This is a genomic window from Aggregatibacter sp. oral taxon 458 str. W10330, from assembly GCF_000466335.1.
Lineage (GTDB): Bacteria > Pseudomonadota > Gammaproteobacteria > Enterobacterales > Pasteurellaceae > Aggregatibacter.
The window spans coordinates 38850-57915 of record NZ_KE952614.1; the positions used below are offsets into that span (position 1 = coordinate 38850).

20 protein-coding genes and 1 pseudogene are annotated in these 19066 nt (G+C 44.8%); 4 read left to right on the forward strand and 17 right to left on the reverse strand.

What is annotated here, in order from left to right; translation table 11 throughout:
• Nucleotides 1-53 precede the first annotated feature (53 nt).
• From hypE to dsbC, 12 genes are all read right to left on the reverse strand, one after another.
• Nucleotides 54-1067, reverse strand: coding sequence for a hydrogenase expression/formation protein HypE (gene hypE, locus HMPREF9065_RS02740; RefSeq protein ID WP_021616543.1), 1014 nt, complete (start codon nt 1065-1067; stop codon nt 54-56).
• Entirely contained in the window at nt 1067-2179 is a 1113-nt protein-coding gene (gene hypD / locus HMPREF9065_RS02735; protein WP_021616544.1) for a hydrogenase formation protein HypD, read from the reverse strand. The genes hypE and hypD overlap by 1 nt, the downstream gene beginning before the upstream one ends.
• Nucleotides 2180-2194: 15 nt before the next feature.
• Nucleotides 2195-3001, reverse strand: coding sequence for a hydrogenase nickel incorporation protein HypB (gene hypB / locus HMPREF9065_RS02730; RefSeq protein WP_021616545.1), 807 nt, complete (start codon nt 2999-3001; stop codon nt 2195-2197).
• Nucleotides 3002-3079: 78 nt separating this feature from the next.
• Nucleotides 3080-3703, reverse strand: a complete 624-nt coding sequence (locus tag HMPREF9065_RS02725; protein WP_021616546.1) for an energy-coupling factor ABC transporter ATP-binding protein — start codon at nt 3701-3703, stop codon at nt 3080-3082.
• Entirely contained in the window at nt 3700-4401 is a 702-nt protein-coding gene (locus tag HMPREF9065_RS02720; RefSeq protein ID WP_021616547.1) for a CbiQ family ECF transporter T component, read from the reverse strand. The genes HMPREF9065_RS02725 and HMPREF9065_RS02720 overlap by 4 nt, the downstream gene beginning before the upstream one ends.
• Nucleotides 4398-5048, reverse strand: a complete 651-nt coding sequence (cbiM, locus tag HMPREF9065_RS02715) for a cobalt transporter CbiM (RefSeq protein ID WP_021616548.1) — start codon at nt 5046-5048, stop codon at nt 4398-4400. The genes HMPREF9065_RS02720 and cbiM overlap by 4 nt, the downstream gene beginning before the upstream one ends.
• 2 nt (nt 5049-5050) lie before the next feature.
• Nucleotides 5051-5554: a hypothetical protein gene (locus HMPREF9065_RS02710; RefSeq protein WP_033002643.1), complete on the reverse strand. Its 504-nt coding sequence runs from the start codon at nt 5552-5554 to the stop codon at nt 5051-5053.
• 4 nt (nt 5555-5558) lie between these two features.
• On the reverse strand, nt 5559-6254 hold the full coding sequence (locus tag HMPREF9065_RS02705; RefSeq protein WP_021616550.1) for a DUF4198 domain-containing protein: 696 nt from the start codon (nt 6252-6254) through the stop codon (nt 5559-5561).
• Between the two features lie 153 nt (nt 6255-6407).
• A complete protein-coding gene (locus HMPREF9065_RS02700) occupies nt 6408-7100 on the reverse strand; it encodes a 5'-methylthioadenosine/adenosylhomocysteine nucleosidase (RefSeq protein ID WP_021616551.1) in 693 nt (230 codons plus the stop codon).
• Between the two features lie 22 nt (nt 7101-7122).
• Nucleotides 7123-7782, reverse strand: coding sequence for a thiol:disulfide interchange protein DsbA/DsbL (locus HMPREF9065_RS02695; RefSeq protein ID WP_033002644.1), 660 nt, complete (start codon nt 7780-7782; stop codon nt 7123-7125).
• Between the two features lie 7 nt (nt 7783-7789).
• Complete coding sequence (recJ, locus tag HMPREF9065_RS02690; RefSeq protein WP_021616553.1) at nt 7790-9523, reverse strand: single-stranded-DNA-specific exonuclease RecJ; 1734 nt, start codon at nt 9521-9523, stop codon at nt 7790-7792.
• A 13-nt stretch (nt 9524-9536) separates the two neighbouring features.
• Complete coding sequence (dsbC, locus tag HMPREF9065_RS02685; protein ID WP_021616554.1) at nt 9537-10220, reverse strand: bifunctional protein-disulfide isomerase/oxidoreductase DsbC; 684 nt, start codon at nt 10218-10220, stop codon at nt 9537-9539.
• 175 nt (nt 10221-10395) lie between these two features.
• On the opposite strand from dsbC, the gene prfB reads away from it, so the two are divergent.
• Nucleotides 10396-11494 (forward strand): peptide chain release factor 2 gene (gene prfB / locus HMPREF9065_RS02680; RefSeq protein WP_198009769.1). Its coding sequence is split into 2 segments (ribosomal slippage): nt 10396-10470 and nt 10472-11494, totalling 1098 coding nucleotides; the frame shifts between segments, so codons are not numbered across the junction.
• Between the two features lie 49 nt (nt 11495-11543).
• Complete coding sequence (lysS, locus tag HMPREF9065_RS02675) at nt 11544-13052, forward strand: lysine--tRNA ligase (RefSeq protein ID WP_021616556.1); 1509 nt, start codon at nt 11544-11546, stop codon at nt 13050-13052.
• A gap of 79 nt (nt 13053-13131) precedes the next feature.
• On the opposite strand, the gene HMPREF9065_RS02670 is transcribed toward lysS, so the two are convergent.
• The 4 genes from HMPREF9065_RS02670 to HMPREF9065_RS02655 form a co-directional block, all read right to left on the reverse strand.
• Complete coding sequence (locus HMPREF9065_RS02670; RefSeq protein ID WP_021616557.1) at nt 13132-13599, reverse strand: Lrp/AsnC family transcriptional regulator; 468 nt, start codon at nt 13597-13599, stop codon at nt 13132-13134.
• A 98-nt stretch (nt 13600-13697) separates the two neighbouring features.
• Complete coding sequence (locus tag HMPREF9065_RS02665; protein ID WP_021616558.1) at nt 13698-15227, reverse strand: YfcC family protein; 1530 nt, start codon at nt 15225-15227, stop codon at nt 13698-13700.
• A 109-nt stretch (nt 15228-15336) separates the two neighbouring features.
• The gene (gene arcC, locus HMPREF9065_RS02660) at nt 15337-16269 is read right to left on the reverse strand and encodes a carbamate kinase (RefSeq protein WP_021616559.1); all 933 of its coding nucleotides are present in this window, start codon (nt 16267-16269) and stop codon (nt 15337-15339) included.
• Nucleotides 16270-16279: 10 nt separating this feature from the next.
• Entirely contained in the window at nt 16280-17284 is a 1005-nt protein-coding gene (locus HMPREF9065_RS02655; RefSeq protein ID WP_021616560.1) for an ornithine carbamoyltransferase, read from the reverse strand.
• A 293-nt stretch (nt 17285-17577) separates the two neighbouring features.
• On the opposite strand from HMPREF9065_RS02655, the pseudogene HMPREF9065_RS09950 reads away from it, so the two are divergent.
• Nucleotides 17578-17712 (forward strand): annotated as a pseudogene (locus HMPREF9065_RS09950) (chloride channel protein EriC); the annotation flags it as partial.
• 2 nt (nt 17713-17714) lie between these two features.
• Nucleotides 17715-18698 (forward strand): tRNA dihydrouridine(20/20a) synthase DusA, encoded by a 984-nt coding sequence (dusA, locus tag HMPREF9065_RS02650; protein ID WP_033002645.1) that lies wholly within the window; start codon nt 17715-17717, stop codon nt 18696-18698.
• 67 nt (nt 18699-18765) lie between these two features.
• On the opposite strand, the gene HMPREF9065_RS02645 is transcribed toward dusA, so the two are convergent.
• Entirely contained in the window at nt 18766-18996 is a 231-nt protein-coding gene (locus HMPREF9065_RS02645; RefSeq protein ID WP_033002646.1) for a zinc ribbon domain-containing protein, read from the reverse strand.
• Between the last annotated feature and the right edge of the window lie 70 nt (nt 18997-19066).

The following is a 19066-nucleotide window of genomic DNA, read 5'->3' on the forward strand; positions in this document are numbered from 1 at the left end:
ATCCGGGGTGTGTTCTTTGCTACTTTCTTGCACAAGCAAGAAAGTAGAACAACCTAACAAATCCTTGGCAACGGCTCATTCATCGGCAAATCCAGCAACCGTGACTGCCCAAAACTGCCTAATAATCTGACTTTTTTATCCGTCGTCACTTCGCCAATCACGGCGGCATTTTTGCCTAATTCATGGGAATGAAGTGCGGTCAGAATTTCGGGTGTTTTTTCAGGAGAAGCAATCATCACCAATTTGCCTTCGTTGGCAAAGTTTAAGGCTTCTAACCCAAGCAATTCGCAAATGCCACGCACTTCAGAACGGATAGGTAAATCGTCTTCGTTGATTTGCATGCCTAATTGCTGGGCGGCGGCAAATTCGTGCAACACTGCATTCACACCGCCACGAGTAGCATCGCGTACCGCTTTTACGCCCTCAATCGGGCGCAATAAATCGATGAGTGGCGTAAGGACAGCACAGTCGCTTTTGAGATCCGTTTGAATCCCCAGGCTTTCGCGCAAATTAAGAATAGTCGCACCGTGTTCGCCAATCGTGCCGCTGACGATAATCTTGTCGCCCGCGTCAATACGGTGCATGCCCCAATCGATGCCTTGCGGAATGACACCGATACCGCTGGTGTTAATGAAGATTTTATCCACCGCGCCTTTTTGCACCACTTTGGTATCGCCCGTCACCACTTGCACACCGGCAGCTTGGCACGCTTCTGCCATAGCTTGAATGATGTCTTTGAGTTCGGCTAAGGGCAAGCCTTCTTCTAAAATAAAACCGCAAGAGAGATATTTCGGCACGGCGCCACACACCGCCACATCATTTAACGTGCCGCACACAGCAAGTTTGCCGATATTGCCACCGGGAAAGAAAATCGGGTCGATAACGAAACTGTCGGTACTAAAAGAAAGCTGTTCCCCTTGCGCCATGAGTTCGGCTAAGGGCAAGCGGGCTTGGTCTTCCCCTTGTGCAAGAATGGGATTATCAAAGGCTTCGACGAAATAGTCCTGAATAAGTTTTTGCATAGCACCGCCGCCGTTACCGTGCGCCATGGTGATGAAATCTGTCATTATTCTCTCCGATATTGATAGTAGGCGGCGCACGCCCCTTCTGAGGACACCATTAAAGCGCCATAGGCATTGTCCGGGTTACATTGCGTGCCAAATAACGGGCAATCTGAAGGTTTACATTTGCCGGTGAGCACGTCGCCGCAACGAGAATTCGGGTCATCTGCCACTTGTTGCGGTTGGCTGTGGAAATACACTTCTGCATCAAAGCGTTTATAAGCGTCGGTCAGTTCTACACCCGACTCTTCAATTTCACCCAAGCCACGCCATTCGCTGGATTTTTTCAGTTGGAACACTTCGCGCATGGCTTGTTGCGCCAGCAAGTTACCTTCGGAATGCACGATACGTTTATATTGATTTTCAATTTCGCAACGTCCGTCCACAAATTGCTGCACCAACATCACGATGGCTTGCAAAATATCTAACGGCTCAAAGCCCGTGATAACAAAAGGTTTGTGATATTTATCCACGATGGATTGATAAGGCGATGTGCCGATCACCATGCTCACATGCCCCGGCGCAAGGAAGCCGTCAATTTTCACATAATCTTGTGAAAGCAAACTGTGTAGCGTCGGAATGATGGTAATGTTTTGGCACACCACCCAGAAATTCTGAATATTTAGCTTATTCGCCTGTTGCAAAGTCACCGCAGCGCTCGGCATGGTGGTTTCAAAACCAAGAGAAAAGAACACCACTTTTTTGTCAGGATTGTTCACTGCGATATTCATCGCATCTAACGGTGAATACACGATCCGCACGTCAGCACCTTTTGCTTTGGCTTCCAACAAGGAACCACGGCGCCCTTTCACCCGCATAGCATCGCCAAAAGTGCAGAAAATGACATCCGGTTTCTGCGCAATTTCAATGCACACATCAATGCGCCCCATCGGCAAGACACATACAGGGCAACCGGGGCCATGGATAAATTCAATGCTCTTCGGTAACAGACGATCTAAACCGAATTTAAAAATGGTATGCGTATGCCCGCCGCAAACTTCCATTAAATAGAGCGGATTTTCCGCCGTATATTGCGGCAATTTCGCCATTAATTCATTCAGGCAATTGACTAAACTTTTGGCTAATTTCGGATCACGAAACTCATCAATAAACTGCATTTTGTTCCACAATCCTTATTGTGCCTGTAACCAATCCAACCAGGCTTTTAAGCCTTCGCCGGTGGTCGCGGAAAGTTGAATCACTTCAATTTGCGGGTTCACTTGTTTGGCGTAAGCAATACATTTTTCCACATCAAAATTAAGGTATGGCAATAAATCGACTTTATTTAAAATCATTAACTTAGATGCCGCAAACATGTGCGGGTATTTCAGCGGTTTGTCTTCACCTTCAGTCACGGACAAAATCACCACTTTGGCTTTTTCACCCAAATCAAATTCAGACGGACAAACCAGATTACCCACGTTTTCAATAAACAGTAGGCTGTCTTGTTTTGGTTCAAGTTTGAACAAGGCATCATTGATCATTTGTGCATCTAAATGGCAGCCCTTGCCGGTGTTGACTTGAATGGCGGCGACGCCGGTAGCACGAATACGATCCGCATCATTTTCCGTTTGTTGATCCCCTTCGATCACATAACAAGTGCGGTCATTTTTCAGCGCATTTAACGTCGTGGTGAGCAAGGTGGTTTTACCGGAACCCGGGCTGGACACCAAATTCAGTGCAAGAATATGTTGTTGCTGGAAAAGAAAGCGGTTGTGCGCCGCGATTTGATTATTTTTACCTAACACGTCCTGTTCCACTTTCAACAGGCGTTTTTGTGTTTCATTGGCTTCAGAAGCCGATTCTACCGAGTGAAATTTGAAGTGAGAAAAGTTCGGATTTTTGACCGCACTTTGTGTGCCGTCATGGTCATGATGAGAATGAGCTACCTCACCGATTCTGACTTGTTCCGGATGTCCACAACCACAAGTTGTACACATAATATTGCCCCTTTACTATCTGGTTACAAAAAACCTCGCTAGGGTAGCACAACCTTTGATTTTTCGGGTTGATTGAGATCATAAAGTCAGAACATCATCGGCCAATTCAGCAGTAAATCCTTGATGATGAGACGCCACCAACATAGGCAGCGACAGCTCACGCAAAAGTGCGGTCAATTTTTCTGTATTTTTACGATCCAATCCATTCGTCGGCTCGTCTAACAATAACATTTTCGGTTGCATCGCTAACACGCCTGCCAACGCAGTAAAATTCTTTTCCCCACCGGACAGCGTATGTACGGTGCGATCCTGCAAATGAGCAATACCTAAGCGTTCCAGTTGCTGCAAAGCAACAGCATACGCCTGCTGGCGTGATAAACCTTGATTTAACGGTCCAAAAGCAACATCATCCAGCACGCTGGGGCCAAAAAGTTGATCATCGGCGTGCTGAAAACAAAGCCCTACAGTGCCACGAAAAGGTGCAAAATCTTTTTCTTCCCGACATAACTGCCCAAAGAGGCGAATATCGCCCCGAGTGATAGGCACAAAACCTAACAAAGCAAGTAATAAGGTAGTTTTGCCTGTGCCGATTTCGCCCTGCACAAAAAAGCGCTGACCTGCTTCAATTTGAAAAGACAGATTGTCGATAATCTGCCGTTCTCCTCGTTTAATTTGCAATCCATTGACTTGTAAAACCGTCATTTTTCCCCACTTGATGTTGTCTGCTCACCAAATTTTGTTTGCTCACCTAATTTTATCTGCTCACTAAAGCGAAAACCACGACATTTGAACGCGATTTGTGCCGTCTCGGCTTTGAGTAAGGCATGCACCAGTAAAAGCGCGACCCGTTGTGCCGTGACATATAAAGTACGTCGATTACACCCCGCATGATAACCCCGTGCACGCATCGCCAAATCCATTTTCTGTCGTAATTCGCCTAACAAAGCGATATAACGCACCGTGAGGACAAAAAGCCAAATGAATTTGGGTGGCAAGGGCAATTTCCCGATGGCCTGTACCAATACTGCATCATTCATTTTCCATAACAGTAGCCATAAAGAAAACAGCAAGAGGTTCATGCGTAAGCTAATTAGCAGCGCCGTTTCCATACCCTCGGGATTAAGTTCAACACCATCAGCGCCGATACGCCAACTTAAGGTTGCCCAAAGCAATAAAGTAAAAATGTTGAATACCAGCCAACGTTTTAGATAAGAAAAATAAGGATCACGATGACGATAAATTAAGATCACCAACAAGATTAAGGCGATGCCGTTTAACCATAGCAACAAAGAAGGTTGAGATAAGGCACTGATCACCAAGCCCCAAAGGAATAGGTAAATCAGGCGCAAGTGAGGTGCAAAAAAGTGCGGTGGAAAAAAACGCTGAAAAACGGGGCTCATTGTGTGCACCGTTTGGTATCGTCAACGTTCAGTGACATGCCAATAGATTGTAATGCACTCGGGTACATTTTGCTGAGGAGAGAAATCACGCCGTAGCTGATAATGCCGTCCAACACGAATACCGGTAAATGTGACAACAGCAATAAGGCGATTAAATCCTGATAATGTTTGCCGCCATCTAACGCTAAAACGAGAGAGGCTAATGCACCGGCGCCACCGACACCAATAATGCCTGCGCCCAAGCCAGCAAACATTTTTGCCACGGGTCCCATGCCCGGCTTTAAATAACCACACAATAAATAATGCGCCGCGACCGCCGGCAATGCCATGACACATAAATTCACGCCTAACACGGCAAAACCACCAAAGGAAAAGAATAGCACTTGCAACAACAACGCAATAAGAAAAGCCGGGAAGACTGCCCAGCCAAGAAATAAACCCGCCATGCCATTTAAAATCAAGTGAACGCTTCCGATACCTACGGGCACGTGAATGGTGCCGGCAACAAAAAATGCCGCAGCAAACAACGCCGTTAGAGGCAAACGTTCACTCTCTAAACGACGTAATCCGACAGCAACACCGACTCCCGCCAAAGCAACGCCCGCTAATAACACCGGCGTATGCAATACGCCTTCCGACAAATGCATGATTAACGTCCTTTTCTTAATTTGCGGGCGCTTAACCAAGCGGCAATGCCCGCAATGCCGACGATGTAACCAATGCCACCTAAAATATCATGCAGGTAAATTTTGTCGCGTAACTGCGCAATATCCTCCCGCAAAAGTAACAGGCTTTCATCGCTTGCTTGCGTTGGCGTGTTTGGTGTCGCGGTGATGCGATCCGCCACCACTGCCGCACGATGTCCTTCTTCCCCTTCGACCACCACTTTCAAGGCGACTTTCGGTTCGACCACTAACGGAAAATGAAAATAACCACGGTTGTCAGTTTTCCCCGTTATCAATGGCTGATTTTCCCCATGGCGTAAAACTTCCACATAGGTTTCCGCGGCGGGGGTCATATCGGAATAATAGGATTTTCCCGTGACAGTTTGCCCATCATACTGGGCGAACACATAAAGCGCATGCGCCAATGCATGAGGAGCAGACAATAACAAGGGGAAAAGTGCGGTCAGAATACGCAACGTTTTTTTCATGCGATTACTCGGCATCAAAGGTCAACATATATTCAATAGAGCGGCTATCGTAATCCGGATTGCCTTTGACGTTTTCCTCAAATTCAGCCCAGACTTTGTTGTAACCTGCCTGCGGAGTAAATTCAGCAATGCCTTTGTCGTTGGTTAAATTGAACGGCGCATCTTCACCCAATCCCACTTTAATGTCTTTCACCGGTTTGCCTTTATGTAACACTAAAATTTGCAATGGTTTTCCGGCCTTGGGTTGTGCTTGTGGCACCAATTCATACTCCATACCATGCGCTTTCATCGCTTGCTCGTCCCACTGTAATACGGCTTTTCCGAATTTCACCGGATTCACAGAAAGTTCGGCTGTCGGTTCTTGTTTTTTCGTTTTTTCTACATATTTGCCGCTTGGCAATTTAGACCAAACACCGTTATCAAAACGAATAAACACTTGTGAGGCGTTCTCCGCATTAAGATACGCCTCGCCTTCTTTAAATTGGTAGGTTGCGTTAGTAATATTGCCTTTACTATCCAGCAATTTAACCGCTTTCAATTTTTGTTCAGGATAAGCTTCTGTCTGTTCATGGCCGAATTTCACCACATATTGTCCGGCGGCATTGGCATCATTAATAGGCTCCAACCAAACGTTATGGGCGTTAGCAAGGGATGTAGCGAAAAGTGCGGTCAAAATGACACTTGTTTTTAGAAATCTCATTTGATGTCTCCTTTTATCGTTGAGTTTTGCTCATGATAAAATATGAAGTAACTCTAGAATCAAGTGTTTTTTAGAAAAACAGACGAAAAATGAGAGAGATAGGTAAGAAAATATTGTCCGCGTACGATAGACACCGCACGCGGAAAGAAAGGATTAATTCAATTCTGCCAACATGGCAACGATCATGTCAGAAGATTGTTTCGCCGCCAACGGAAGGAATTCTTCAAAGGACATATTCGCTTTGCCATCCCCTGCATCAGAAATCGCGCGAACCACCACAAAAGGCACATTAAACGCGTGACAAACTTGCGCAATCGCGGTGGCTTCCATTTCCACGGCAATCACCTTCGGGAAATCCTGCTTAATTTGTGCCAACCGTTCACCACCTTGAATAAAACTGTCGCCGGAACAAATTAACCCGCGTTTCACGTGTTGTCCTAATTGGGTTGCAACGCGATCTACCAACTCAACAAGTTTTGTATCAGACACAAACGTGACCGGGCACGCCGGTAATTGCCCTTTGGCATAACCGAAAGCCGTCACATCCGCATCGTGATATTGCGTTTCGGTGGACACAATCACATCACCGATGTTCAAACCTTCCGCCACGCCACCGGCAGAACCGGTATTAATCACAAGATCCGGCTGAGTTAATTGCAATAACGCCGTTGTTCCCATGGCGGCGGCAACTTTGCCGATACCGGATTGCAATAAGGCCACTTGTTTACCGTGAATCGTACCTTCATAAATCGTGCCGGACGCCAATTTTGTCACGATCTTATCCTTCATTAAATTGACTAAAATTTCTACTTCTTGCGCCATCGCGCCAACAATACCGATTTTCATAACTATCCTTTGTACTTATTTGCTATTGTTTTTTGTTAATTAAAAAATCTAATACCGCGAGGGCATAATCGTCGTTATATAAGGTGCTGGCGGTCAACACATATTTGCCGTCAATAATGACATAAGGAAACGTAAACACACCGTAATCTTCTGTCAGACGTACTGCCTCATCCACCTGTTGTTTAATTTGCTCTGAAGAATAGGTTTGTAAAAAACGGTTGCGTTCAATGCCTTGTCGCCCAAGCCACGCCAACAGATTATCCATTTGTGAGAGTTTCGTATATTGGCTTTTTTCAGCGGTTTCAAACAACAAGGCGGAAGACAAGTTATCGGCATTTAACGCTTGCAAACTATAAAAAACCGTCGCAGAAAAACGCGTTTTCGCGGTTGCTACCGGATATTCGGTTAATACCACGCGATCGCGGTTAATTTGACTATAAAGTTCAAGAATGTCTTGTGCAGAAGAGCAAACACGACAATCGTAATCAAAAAAGAATTGAATCGGAATGCGATGATCTTTTCGAGGCGGCAGCGTGATCGGTTCTTGGTAAGAAAAATAGTCTTTGCCTTCTTCAAACAGGCGGCTGGCTTCATCTACTGCAGGCAGATGAGACACGCTTTCTTGCGCAACGGCAAATCCGCTGATAAAGAATAAAACGATGAGTAATCTAAGCCTTGACATCATGTGCCTAACTTTCCAAGGGTTCAATATAATCCACCAACAGCTGAACATCGCGATTGCCACGAAACTCATTAATGTCGAGTTTATAGACGAATCTTGCCGTTTTTACAGATAAATCAGGGTAATAGCGTGTATCTACGTTAAAGGCGATCGCATCCAACAACGGTCCGCCCAGTTTGGGTTCCACCATCATTTTCAAGTGTTTTTCGCCCACTAAGCGTTGTTGCAGAACTTTAAATTCACCGTCGAACATCGGTTCAGGGAATGCCTGTCCCCAAGGCCCGCCTTGACGCAGCGTTTCTGCCGTCGCCAAGTTTAACAAATTCGCATTTAATTCACCGTCAGTCCAAATCGTGCCTTGTAATTGGTCTTCCGCCAATAATTCGCTGACCGTCTGGTTAAAAATCTGGCGAAAATCGTCAAAGCGGCTTTCCTGAATACTCAATCCTGCCGCCATGGCATGCCCACCAAATTTCAGAATTAAATCAGGGTGCTGTGAATAAATCCGTTCCAACACATCGCGAATATGTAACCCGGGGATGGAACGCGCAGACCCTTTCAAAATGCCTGCTTGATCTTGAGCAAACGCAATTACCGGGCGATGAAACTGCTCTTTAATCCGTGAAGCGAGAATCCCAAGCACGCCTTGGTGCCAATCCGATTGATACAACACAATAGAATGGGGAATGTCTGTTTCAAGTGCGGTGGCATTTGCAAATAAATTTTGGCAGATCGTTAAAGCTTCTAACTTCATGCCTTGCTCAATTTCTTTGCGCGCTTGATTTAACCCATCCAACTCCAATGCCAACGCACGAGCCGTTTCCATATTTTCGGCTAACAAAAGCTCCACGCCCACGGACATATTATCCAGCCGTCCCGCCGCATTTAAACGCGGGCCAATGGAAAAGCCTAAATCCGCCGCCACGAAACGGGTCACGTCCCGCTTCGCCACTTCCGCCAAGGCACGAATACCGCAACGACAACGTTCGGCGCGAATACGGGCAATGCCTTGATAAACTAAAATACGATTATTTTGATCTAACGGCACCACATCGGAGACTGTACCTAACGCCACCAAATCTAACAATTCCGTGAAATTAGGCTGATTTTTGGCATCAAATAGACCAAGTTCTCGGAATTTCGCCCGCAAGGCAAGCATAAGATAAAAAGTAACGCCCACACCCGCCAGATGTTTGGAGGGAAAACCGCAATGCGCCAAATTCGGATTCACAATGGCATCGGCATTCGGTAACGTTTCCGGTGGCAAGTGGTGATCGGTCACGATCACTTTCACCCCCTGTGCCTTTAAAAAGGCGACGCCCTCATGGGAAGAAACACCGTTATCCACGGTCATTAACAACTCAACGCCTAAAGCCAAAGCCTCTTGTGCCACGGCAACACTAAGCCCATAACCTTGCTCAAAGCGGTTCGGCACTAAATAGGTGACATTGGCAAAGCCCAACTGACGTAATGCGAGTACAGCCAATGCGGTACTGGTTGCGCCGTCGGCATCGAAATCGCCCACAATGACGATTTTCTGTTGTTTTTGATAAGCTTCAAAGAGGTGTTCTACCGCGACATCCATGCCCGACATAAGGTTCGGATGGAGCATGGCATTTAAAGTGCGGTCTAATTGGTTGGCGTTTTTAATATGGCGTGAACGATAAAGACGATCCAACAAGGGATCGTCACAGAGTTTATCGCCTGCCGGCACATCGCGGCGTAAGATACGTTTTTGCACAAGGAAACCTAGATTAGCCTTCTAACTCGGCTAATAATTCACGTGGTTTTAAATAGCCGCCGATAATTTCCCCTTTAGAGGTAACAATGGTCGGAGTGCCATTCACGCCAAATTGAATGCCAAGATTATAGTGTTTTTTGACAATATTCGGTGTTTTCAATTCTTTTGGTAAATTGCCGTTTTCTGCTTCATTTAGCGCAAATGCCGGATCTTTCGCGGTGAAAATCGCTTCCATTTGGCTGGCTGTTTTGCTGTCTGTGCCACCGCGAGGGAAGGCAAGATAGCGAATGGTAATGCCTAAATCGTTATATTCTTTGATTTGTTGATGTAATAAATGGCAGTAATGGCAAGTGATATCCATGAAAACGGTGACAACGTGTTTTTCATTTTTCGCCGGATAGACAATCATTTCGCTGGTTAAGGCGTTTAATTTGTCCATTAATACATTGTTGGAAATATTGCTAATGCCTTTATCGCTCAATTTATAAATATTCCCTTGCAGTAAATAGTCTCCGCCTTCTTCAGCATAAAAAACGCCTTGATCGCTAATTACAGTGCGTAATCCTTTAATCGGAGAGGATTGAATTTCAATGTCTTTTACGCCCAATTTTTCCAACTTACTTTTTAATGCAGCATCATCTGCCATAGCACCTGCAGACATTGCCAAAAGGGAAAGTGCGGTTATTATTTTTTTCATTTTTTGTTCCTAAATTGTGAAATAGTGAAAAGAAGTGCGAATTATAAAAGCAATTGGCAGCTTATGCAAAAGCCCGATTCAATTTTCATGATGAACCTTTTTTCGCCCTACCAAATCCCCGCAAAATCCCTTATAATTTCGCACTTAATTTAGTCTTTAAACACAGTTAATCATCATGTTTGAAATCAATCCTATCAAAAATAAAATCGCCGATTTAACCGACCGCACTTCGGTGCTTCGGGGGTATCTTTGACTTCGACGCCAAAACCGAGCGTTTAGAAGAAGTCAACGCCGAATTGGAACAGCCTGATGTATGGAACGACGCAGACAAAGCGCAAGCACTCGGCAAAGAGCGCGTTTCTTTAGAACAGGTAGTTAACACCATTAAAAATTTAGAGCAAGGCTTGGAAGATGTAGACGGTTTGTTGGAACTTGCCGTGGAAGCGGAAGACGAAGACACCTTCAACGAAGCTGTTGCCGAATTAGACGAACTGGAACAACAACTCGCCAAACTGGAATTCCGCCGTATGTTCAGCGGTGAACATGATGCCTGCGATTGTTATGTGGACTTGCAAGCAGGATCCGGAGGCACCGAAGCGCAAGACTGGACGGAAATGTTACTTCGTATGTATTTGCGCTGGGCGGAAAGCAAAGGGTTCAAAACCGAATTGATGGAAGTCTCCGACGGCGATGTAGCGGGCGTTAAATCGGCGACGATTCGTGTTAGCGGCGAATATGCCTTCGGCTGGCTACGTACAGAAACCGGTATTCACCGTTTGGTGCGTAAAAGCCCGTTTGACTCTAATAACCGTCGTCATACCTCTTTCAGTGCGGCTTTCGTCTATCCTGAAATTGACGATGATATTGATATCGAAATCAATCCTGCCGATTTGCGTATCGATGTGTATCGTGCCTCCGGCGCCGGCGGTCAGCACGTGAACAAAACCGAAAGTGCGGTGCGAATTACCCATATGCCAAGCGGCATTGTGGTGCAATGTCAGAACGATCGTTCCCAACACAAGAACAAAGATCAGGCAATGAAACAACTGAAAGCGAAGTTGTACGAATTGGAATTGCAAAAGAAAAATGCCGACAAACAAGCCATGGAAGACAACAAATCCGACATCGGCTGGGGCAGCCAAATTCGTTCTTATGTGTTAGATGATTCCCGTATTAAAGATTTACGTACCGGTGTAGAGAACCGCAATACACAAGCCGTATTAGACGGTGATTTGGATCGGTTTATTGAAGCCAGTCTCAAGGCCGGACTGTAAAAGTGCGGTCGTTTTTAAACACGTTTTTTAAAATTAAAGGTAAACAAAAATGTCAGAACAAGAAGTGAAAGAATTAGATTTAAACGGCGAAATGTTAGTCCGTCGTGAAAAATTAGCCGCCTTACGCGCGAAAGGTAATGCGTTTCCAAACCAATTCCGTCGTGACGCACTCGCTCAAGATTTGCATGATAAATATGATGCGGAAGAAGGTGAAGCATTAAAAGAACAACATATTGAAGTGGCGGTTGCGGGTCGTATCATGACGCGTCGTGCCATGGGGAAAGCCACGTTTATCACCCTCCAAGATATGACCGGCAAAATCCAGCTTTATGTGGCGCGCGACAATCTACCTGAGGGCGTGTATGGCGATGATGTCGGTCACTGGGATTTAGGCGACATCGTGGGCGTAAAAGGCACATTATTCAAAACCAAAACCAACGAACTCACCGTTAAAGCCACCGAAGTACAATTGCTGACCAAAGCATTGCGTCCGTTACCGGATAAATTCCATGGTTTAACTGACCAAGAAGTGCGCTACCGTCAACGTTACTTGGATTTAATTTCTAACGAAGAATCCCGCCGCACATTTATCATTCGTTCAAAAGTGGTTGCAGGCATTCGTGACTACTTCATTTCCAAGGGATTTATGGAAGTGGAAACACCGATGTTACAAGTCATCCCGGGCGGTGCTTCAGCACGTCCTTTCGTGACTCACCACAACGCATTAGACGTAGATATGTATTTGCGTATTGCCCCTGAGCTTTACTTAAAACGTTTAGTGGTCGGCGGTTTTGAGCGCGTATTTGAATTAAACCGTAACTTCCGTAACGAAGGTGTTTCCGTTCGTCACAATCCGGAATTTACCATGCTTGAATACTACCAAGCCTATGCCGACTACCATGATTTAATGGATAACACCGAAGAATTGTTACGCAAACTTGCTATTGACATTTTAGGGACAACTATCGTGAAATACGGTGAGTACGAATTTGACTTCGGCAAACCATTCGAGCGTATTACCTTACACGACGCCACCCTTAAATACGGGGCAGACAAAGGTATCGTCAAAGAGGATTTATACGATATTGATCGCGCGAAAGCGGTTGCCGCTCGCTTAGGCATCGAAGTCCAAAAATCTTGGGGCTTAGGCAGCATTGTCAACGCGATTTTTGAAGAAGTGGCAGAACATCATTTAATTCAACCGACTTTCTTAATGGCACACCCGGCAGAAATTTCACCATTAGCGCGTCGTAACGATGAAAATCCGGAAGTCACCGATCGTTTTGAACTCTTCATCGGCGGACGTGAAATCGGTAACGGTTTCTCCGAGCTTAACGATGCGGAAGACCAAAATGAACGCTTTGACGCCCAAGTGGCCGCTAAAGAAGCCGGTGATGACGAAGCGATGTTTAAAGACGAAGATTTCGTTGTCGCCCTTGAACACGGTTTACCACCAACAGCCGGTGAAGGATTGGGTATCGACCGTCTCGCCATGCTTTACGCTAATGCGCCATCTATCCGCGATGTGATTTTATTCCCGGCGATGCGTCAAAAATAATGGCATGAAGTAAAACGGAAAAATTAACGGATTTCGGTGTGATATCGAAATCCGTTTTTTTATGAGCATTAATCGATATTTATAATGGCAACTCGGTGGTGGATTTTACTGTTTTTAAGGCGACTTCAGATTTGAGGGTTTTGATGCCAATATTTTTAGTGAGATAGGTATTTTTGATGCTATTGAATTGATCTAAATCGGCAACGCACATTTTGAGTAAAAAATCATAGCTCCCTGCCATTAAGTGGCATTCCAAAACTTGCGGAATTAATTTTACCTCAAAAATGAACCGCTCTTTGAGTTCTGAATCTTCTTCAAAAAAAGTGCCTTGAACGTAAACGATTAAATGACAATTGACTTTCTTGGGGTTTAATAACGCCACATAGCTATCAATTACGCCATTTTCTTCAAGATTATTGACTCGGCGTAAACACGCTGAATTTGATAGCCCGATTTCATTGGCAAGTTCATTATTTTGTAAGCGTCCGTTGCGTTGTAAAGCTTTTAAAATGCGCGTATCAATGTTATCGAATAATTTCTTCAACATAAAAAAAATCCTTTTTTAGAAAAGAAACAGCGACCGCATTATAACAAGGCCACCTATGAAAAACTGTGACATAGGTGGCCTTTATGAAATTTATACTTTTAAACGCTATACAAGGAAACTTGAACAACCAGTAGGATTGCCCCGATGACCAATAAGCAACCAATCATCGGCATCACAAATTTCACCCATTTATTAAATGGAATGTGTAACATTTGTAATGTCACCAACACCAAACCGGTCGGTGCCAAGAACAACATGGCGTATTGACCCCAGTTATAGGCAGAAACCACGATGTCACGCGGAATACCCACTGCGTCCGCAAGCGGCGCCATAATTGGCATGGAAAGCACAGCCAAACCGGAAGAAGATGGCACGATAAGACCTAAGAAGATGAAGACCACTAATTGACCAAGAATAAAGACGCTACCCGGCATACCACTTACAAGGTTAGACATGTAATCCAAAATGGTGTCGGAAATCATGCCTTGTTCAAGCACTAAGTTTACACCACGTGCCAAACCGATAATCAAGGATACACCGACCAATTCGGAAGCCCCTTCGGTAAAGGATTCCACGATGTCTTTTTCTTTCAAGCCACTGATAAACATGATGATAATCGTGATGGACAAGAAAGAAGCAGCCATTTGTGGGAACCACCAACCGCCAGCCATTACCCCCCAAATCATGATTGGGAAAGCAATACAGAAGAGGATTAAGATAAGTTTTCTTCTTAAGGTAAATTCAAGCACGGTATTTGGGTCAAAGTTTTTCATATAACGATGATAAAACTCTTCTCTATCTTCATAAGTATAGGAAAAACTCGGATCCGCTTTTACTTTCTTACCATACCAATATAAGTAAGAAATCACGCAAGTTGCCCCTAACAAGAGACCAATGGCACGGAATCCAATCCCTTCGGTAAATTGAATACCGGCCGCATTAGACGCAATAACCACTGAGAATGGATTAATTGTGGAAAACGCTGTCCCCATGGAGGAAGCCAAGAAGATTGCACCAACACAGATGATTGCATCATACCCCAGCGCCAAAAATACCGGTACCAAGATAGGGTAAAACGCAACGGCTTCTTCTTCGATACCGCAAGTTGTACCGCCTAACACCATCAACACGGAAACACTAAATACAATCATAAATTCATTGCCTTTCGTGCGCCGTGCCAACGCCATGAGCCCTGCGTTAAATGAGCCCGTTCTGTTAATCACACCGATCATACCGCCCAACACGAAGATGAACACCATGACATCCACCGCTTCGATGGTTCCTTCTACCATGCTGATAGGGATATCTTTGATACCTTTGTAATGTTGTTCAATACGTTGATAAGTGCCCGGAATGGCAATCGGTTTTTTGATCACCCCTTCGGTGAAATTGGACAGTTTAATTTTAATATTAAGATTATTGAGGGTTTCTTCCGTTGCAGGGTAGGTTTTATCTTGTTCCCCATAGGTTTTAACCACAAAGACCTTGTCGGTCGTATTATAGGTCAACTTAGAATAGGAACCGGAGGGAATAACCCAGGTCAATCCCACGGCAAGAATTAAAATAAAGAATAAAATCGTGAATGCGGATGGGAAATTAAAGACCTTTTTTTTATTAGACGCTTCCATAGCAGACTCCTTGTCAATGACAGCGGCGGATCGGCATAATTATTTTTATTCATTATGCCGACCGCACTTTCTCCTTTGAACAGCTAAAATACTCAAAGCACTTTGATTATTATGAATAATAGGAAATGGCTTTCGCATTATTCGTGATGCGTGTACCGGCTTTGCCTTTCACAATATCGACGATGTCAGAAAGTGAACCGATGACGGCGTCTTTGCCGGTATTGCGTGCGAAATTCACGGCAGCCTGTACTTTCGGTCCCATAGAACCGGCAGCAAAGCCCATTTTTTCAATTTCATCCGGAGGTGCTAGTGCGATAGCTTTTTGCGTTGGTTTGCCCCAATCCACAAAGGTGGCAGACACATCCGTTGCAATGATGAATAAATCGGCGTCCAAATTTTCGGCTAATAGCGCTGAACACAAATCTTTATCGATAACGGCTTCCACACCGCGTAGATTGTGTTGCTCATCGTAGTAAGTTGGAATGCCACCGCCCCCGGCACAAATCACGATGCTGCCTTTTTCTAACAACCATTTCACCGGTTTGATTTCAAAAATGCGTTTTGGCAACGGACTTGGCACCACTCGGCGGTATTTATCACCGTCTTGTGCAATGCTCCAGTTTTTCTCTTTCGCCAAACGTTCCGCCTCTTCTTTGGAATAGACCGGACCGATAGGCTTGGTCGGATTTTTAAAGGCCGGGTCGTTAATATCCACTTCCACTTGTGAAAGTAATGTGGCGAACGGCACTTCAAACGGCACGAGATTTCCTAATTCTTGTTGAATCATATAACCAATCATGCCTACGGATTCTGCGCCTAACACATCTAACGGATAGGTCGGCACTTCTTTATAAGCAGCCCCTTGCAGCGCCAATAAACCCACTTGCGGACCGTTACCATGTGCAATAACTAATTCATTGTTCGGATAAATCTTCGCAATTTGTTCACAAGCGATACGCACGTTTAATCGCTGATTTTCCGCAGTCAGCGGCTCGCCGCGGCGCAATAGGGCATTTCCGCCCAAGGCAATAACAATTCTCATACGCCACCTCTTAAATTAAGCTGGAATAAAGGACGGCTTTAATGGTATGCATGCGGTTTTCCGCTTGCTCAAAGGCCACATTCATTGGCGATTCAAAGACATCTTCGGTCACTTCAATACCATTAGCTAATTCAGGATATTTTTCAGCAATTTGGCGACCCACTTTGGTTTCGCTGTTGTGGAATGCCGGTAAGCAGTGCATGAATTTCACACGCGGATTGCCGGTGCGTTTCATCAATTCAGGGGTGACTTGATACGGTAATAATAATTTAATGCGTTCGCCCCAGGTTTCTAATGGTTCACCCATGGAAACCCATACGTCAGTATGTACGAAATCAACGTCTTTCACTGCTTTATCGATATCATCGGTCACCGTAATGCGTGCGCCACTTTGTTTTGCAAATTTTTCACACATATCCACTAATTCTGCATCCGGTAATAGGGCTTTTGGTCCGCAAATACGTACATCCATACCCAATTTGGCACCGATTAATAACAAGGAGTTACCCATATTGTTGCGCGCATCACCGATGTAAACATATTTGATTTCACTTAATGGCTTATCGCAATTTTCAATCATGGTTAACACGTCCGCCAACATTTGTGTTGGGTGAAATTCGTCAGTTAAACCGTTGAACACCGGCACACCGGCATATTCTGCTAATTCATCCACAATTTCTTGTTTGAAACCACGATACTCAATAGCATCGTACATTCTGCCTAATACGCGGGCAGTGTCTTTCATACTTTCTTTGTGGCCAATTTGAGATGAGTTTGGATCGATGTAAGTGACTTGGGCGCCTTGGTCATAAGCAGCGACTTCAAAAGCGCAACGGGTGCGGGTAGAGGTTTTTTCAAAAATTAGCGCAATGTTTTTGCCTTTTAATTTTTGTTGTTCGGTACCAGCATATTTTGCTCTTTTTAAGTCTCGGGATAGATCTAATAAATATTTGATTTCACGTTCTGAGTGATTAACAAGACTTAATAAGTGTCTGTTTTTAAGATTGAAAGCCATAATAATCTCCTTGATTTTTGTTTATTGACTTAATCCGAATAGCCAAGCTATTCACAAACGATTTATTCGACATACAACTTACTTCCTTGCGAACGTCTTCATTTTAAAAGAAAGGCAAGTGAATATCGTGTCGAATTTCGGCTCGTAATGTAAAGATTTTGAACAAATTTCTCATAACAGACGTTTTATTAACATAAAATTCGAACGAAGAAATCGTTATGTGAAAAAATGTGATCTCATCGCTTAACATTTCTCACTGCCTGAACATGATGCAACCTTGAGGCTTGATTTGACTATTGATTTGCTGCCTGATTTCCTCCATTATTTCACGCCAATTTAATCCGAAGCCGTTTTACCACATGGCGGCAGGGCGTTTCCGCCAACGGATCAAAGAAGAAATGCCAAAAGACATGAAGGAAAACCCATAAAAATGTCCCAACATCAACCGCACTTTTACCGTGGCCGCTTCGCCGTTGCCCCGATGCTCGATTGGACAACGCGCCATTGCCGTTATTTCCACCGCCAATTTTCCCGTCACGCCTTGCTTTATACGGAAATGGTGACCACACAAGCCATCATTCACGCCAAATATGATCATCTTGATTTTGATGTGGCAGAAAACCCGGTGGCGTTACAACTGGGCGGTAGCGATCCGAAACAACTTCAACATTGCGCGCAATTAGCGCAACAGCGCGGCTACCAAGAAATCAATCTGAATGTGGGTTGCCCATCCGATCGTGTACAAAACGGTATGTTCGGTGCGTGTTTAATGGCAAACGCGGAACTGGTTGCAGAGTGCGTGCAACAAATGCAAAGTGCGGTGCACATTCCTGTCACCGTAAAAACCCGCATTGGCATTGATGATTTTGACAGCTATGATTTTCTCTGTGATTTTGTCCAAAAAGTGCACCAAGCCGGCTGTCAGGAATTTATCGTGCATGCCCGTAAAGCCTGGTTATCCGGTTTAAGCCCGAAACAAAATCGTGAAATTCCGCCGCTAAATTACGAACGTGTGTATCAACTAAAACAGGATTTCTCCCATTTGCTCATCAGCATCAACGGTGGCATTAAAACCCTTGAAGAAATGCAACAGCACTTGAAGTATGTAGATGGTGTCATGGTGGGACGCGAAGCTTATCAAAATCCCGCTTTGCTCGGTCATATCGATCGCGCACTGTTTGATACCGATGCCCCGATTATCACCCCACGCCAAGCGGTGGAAAACATGTTTCCGTACATCGAACAGCAACTCAGCCAAGGCGTCTATCTGAATCATATTGTGCGCCACATGCTCGGCGCTTTCCAAAACTGCAAAGGCGCACGCCAATGGCGTCGTTATTTAAGCGAAAATGCCTATAAAGCCGGCGCCGGCATTGACGTGGTAGAAACCGCATTAGGGTTTGTGGAAGAGTAAAAGTGCGGTGGGTTTGAAAAACACTTATCAACCCCACCGCACTTTAAGCGTAAATCATACCGCCACGTTAATTCACCCAATACGCTGCCACACCAATCACTAACGCAAAAATGAGCAACCAAATCAACTGCAATCGCGCACTTTTGCGGTTGACTTCCTGATTGTGCAAACGGCGTTTTTCCAACATGGCTTTATAGCGTTCCAAATCTTCCGCTTGAAAAGAAAAGCCACAATTCGGGCAATGTGTTGCGCTCTCACTGACTTTTTTACGACATTCGGGGCATCGTTGTAACATAATTCACCTTTAATACATCTGTTTTTTGTAATGTAACGGTAATGGCAAAAAACACAAGAGGGGAAGGGGGAGC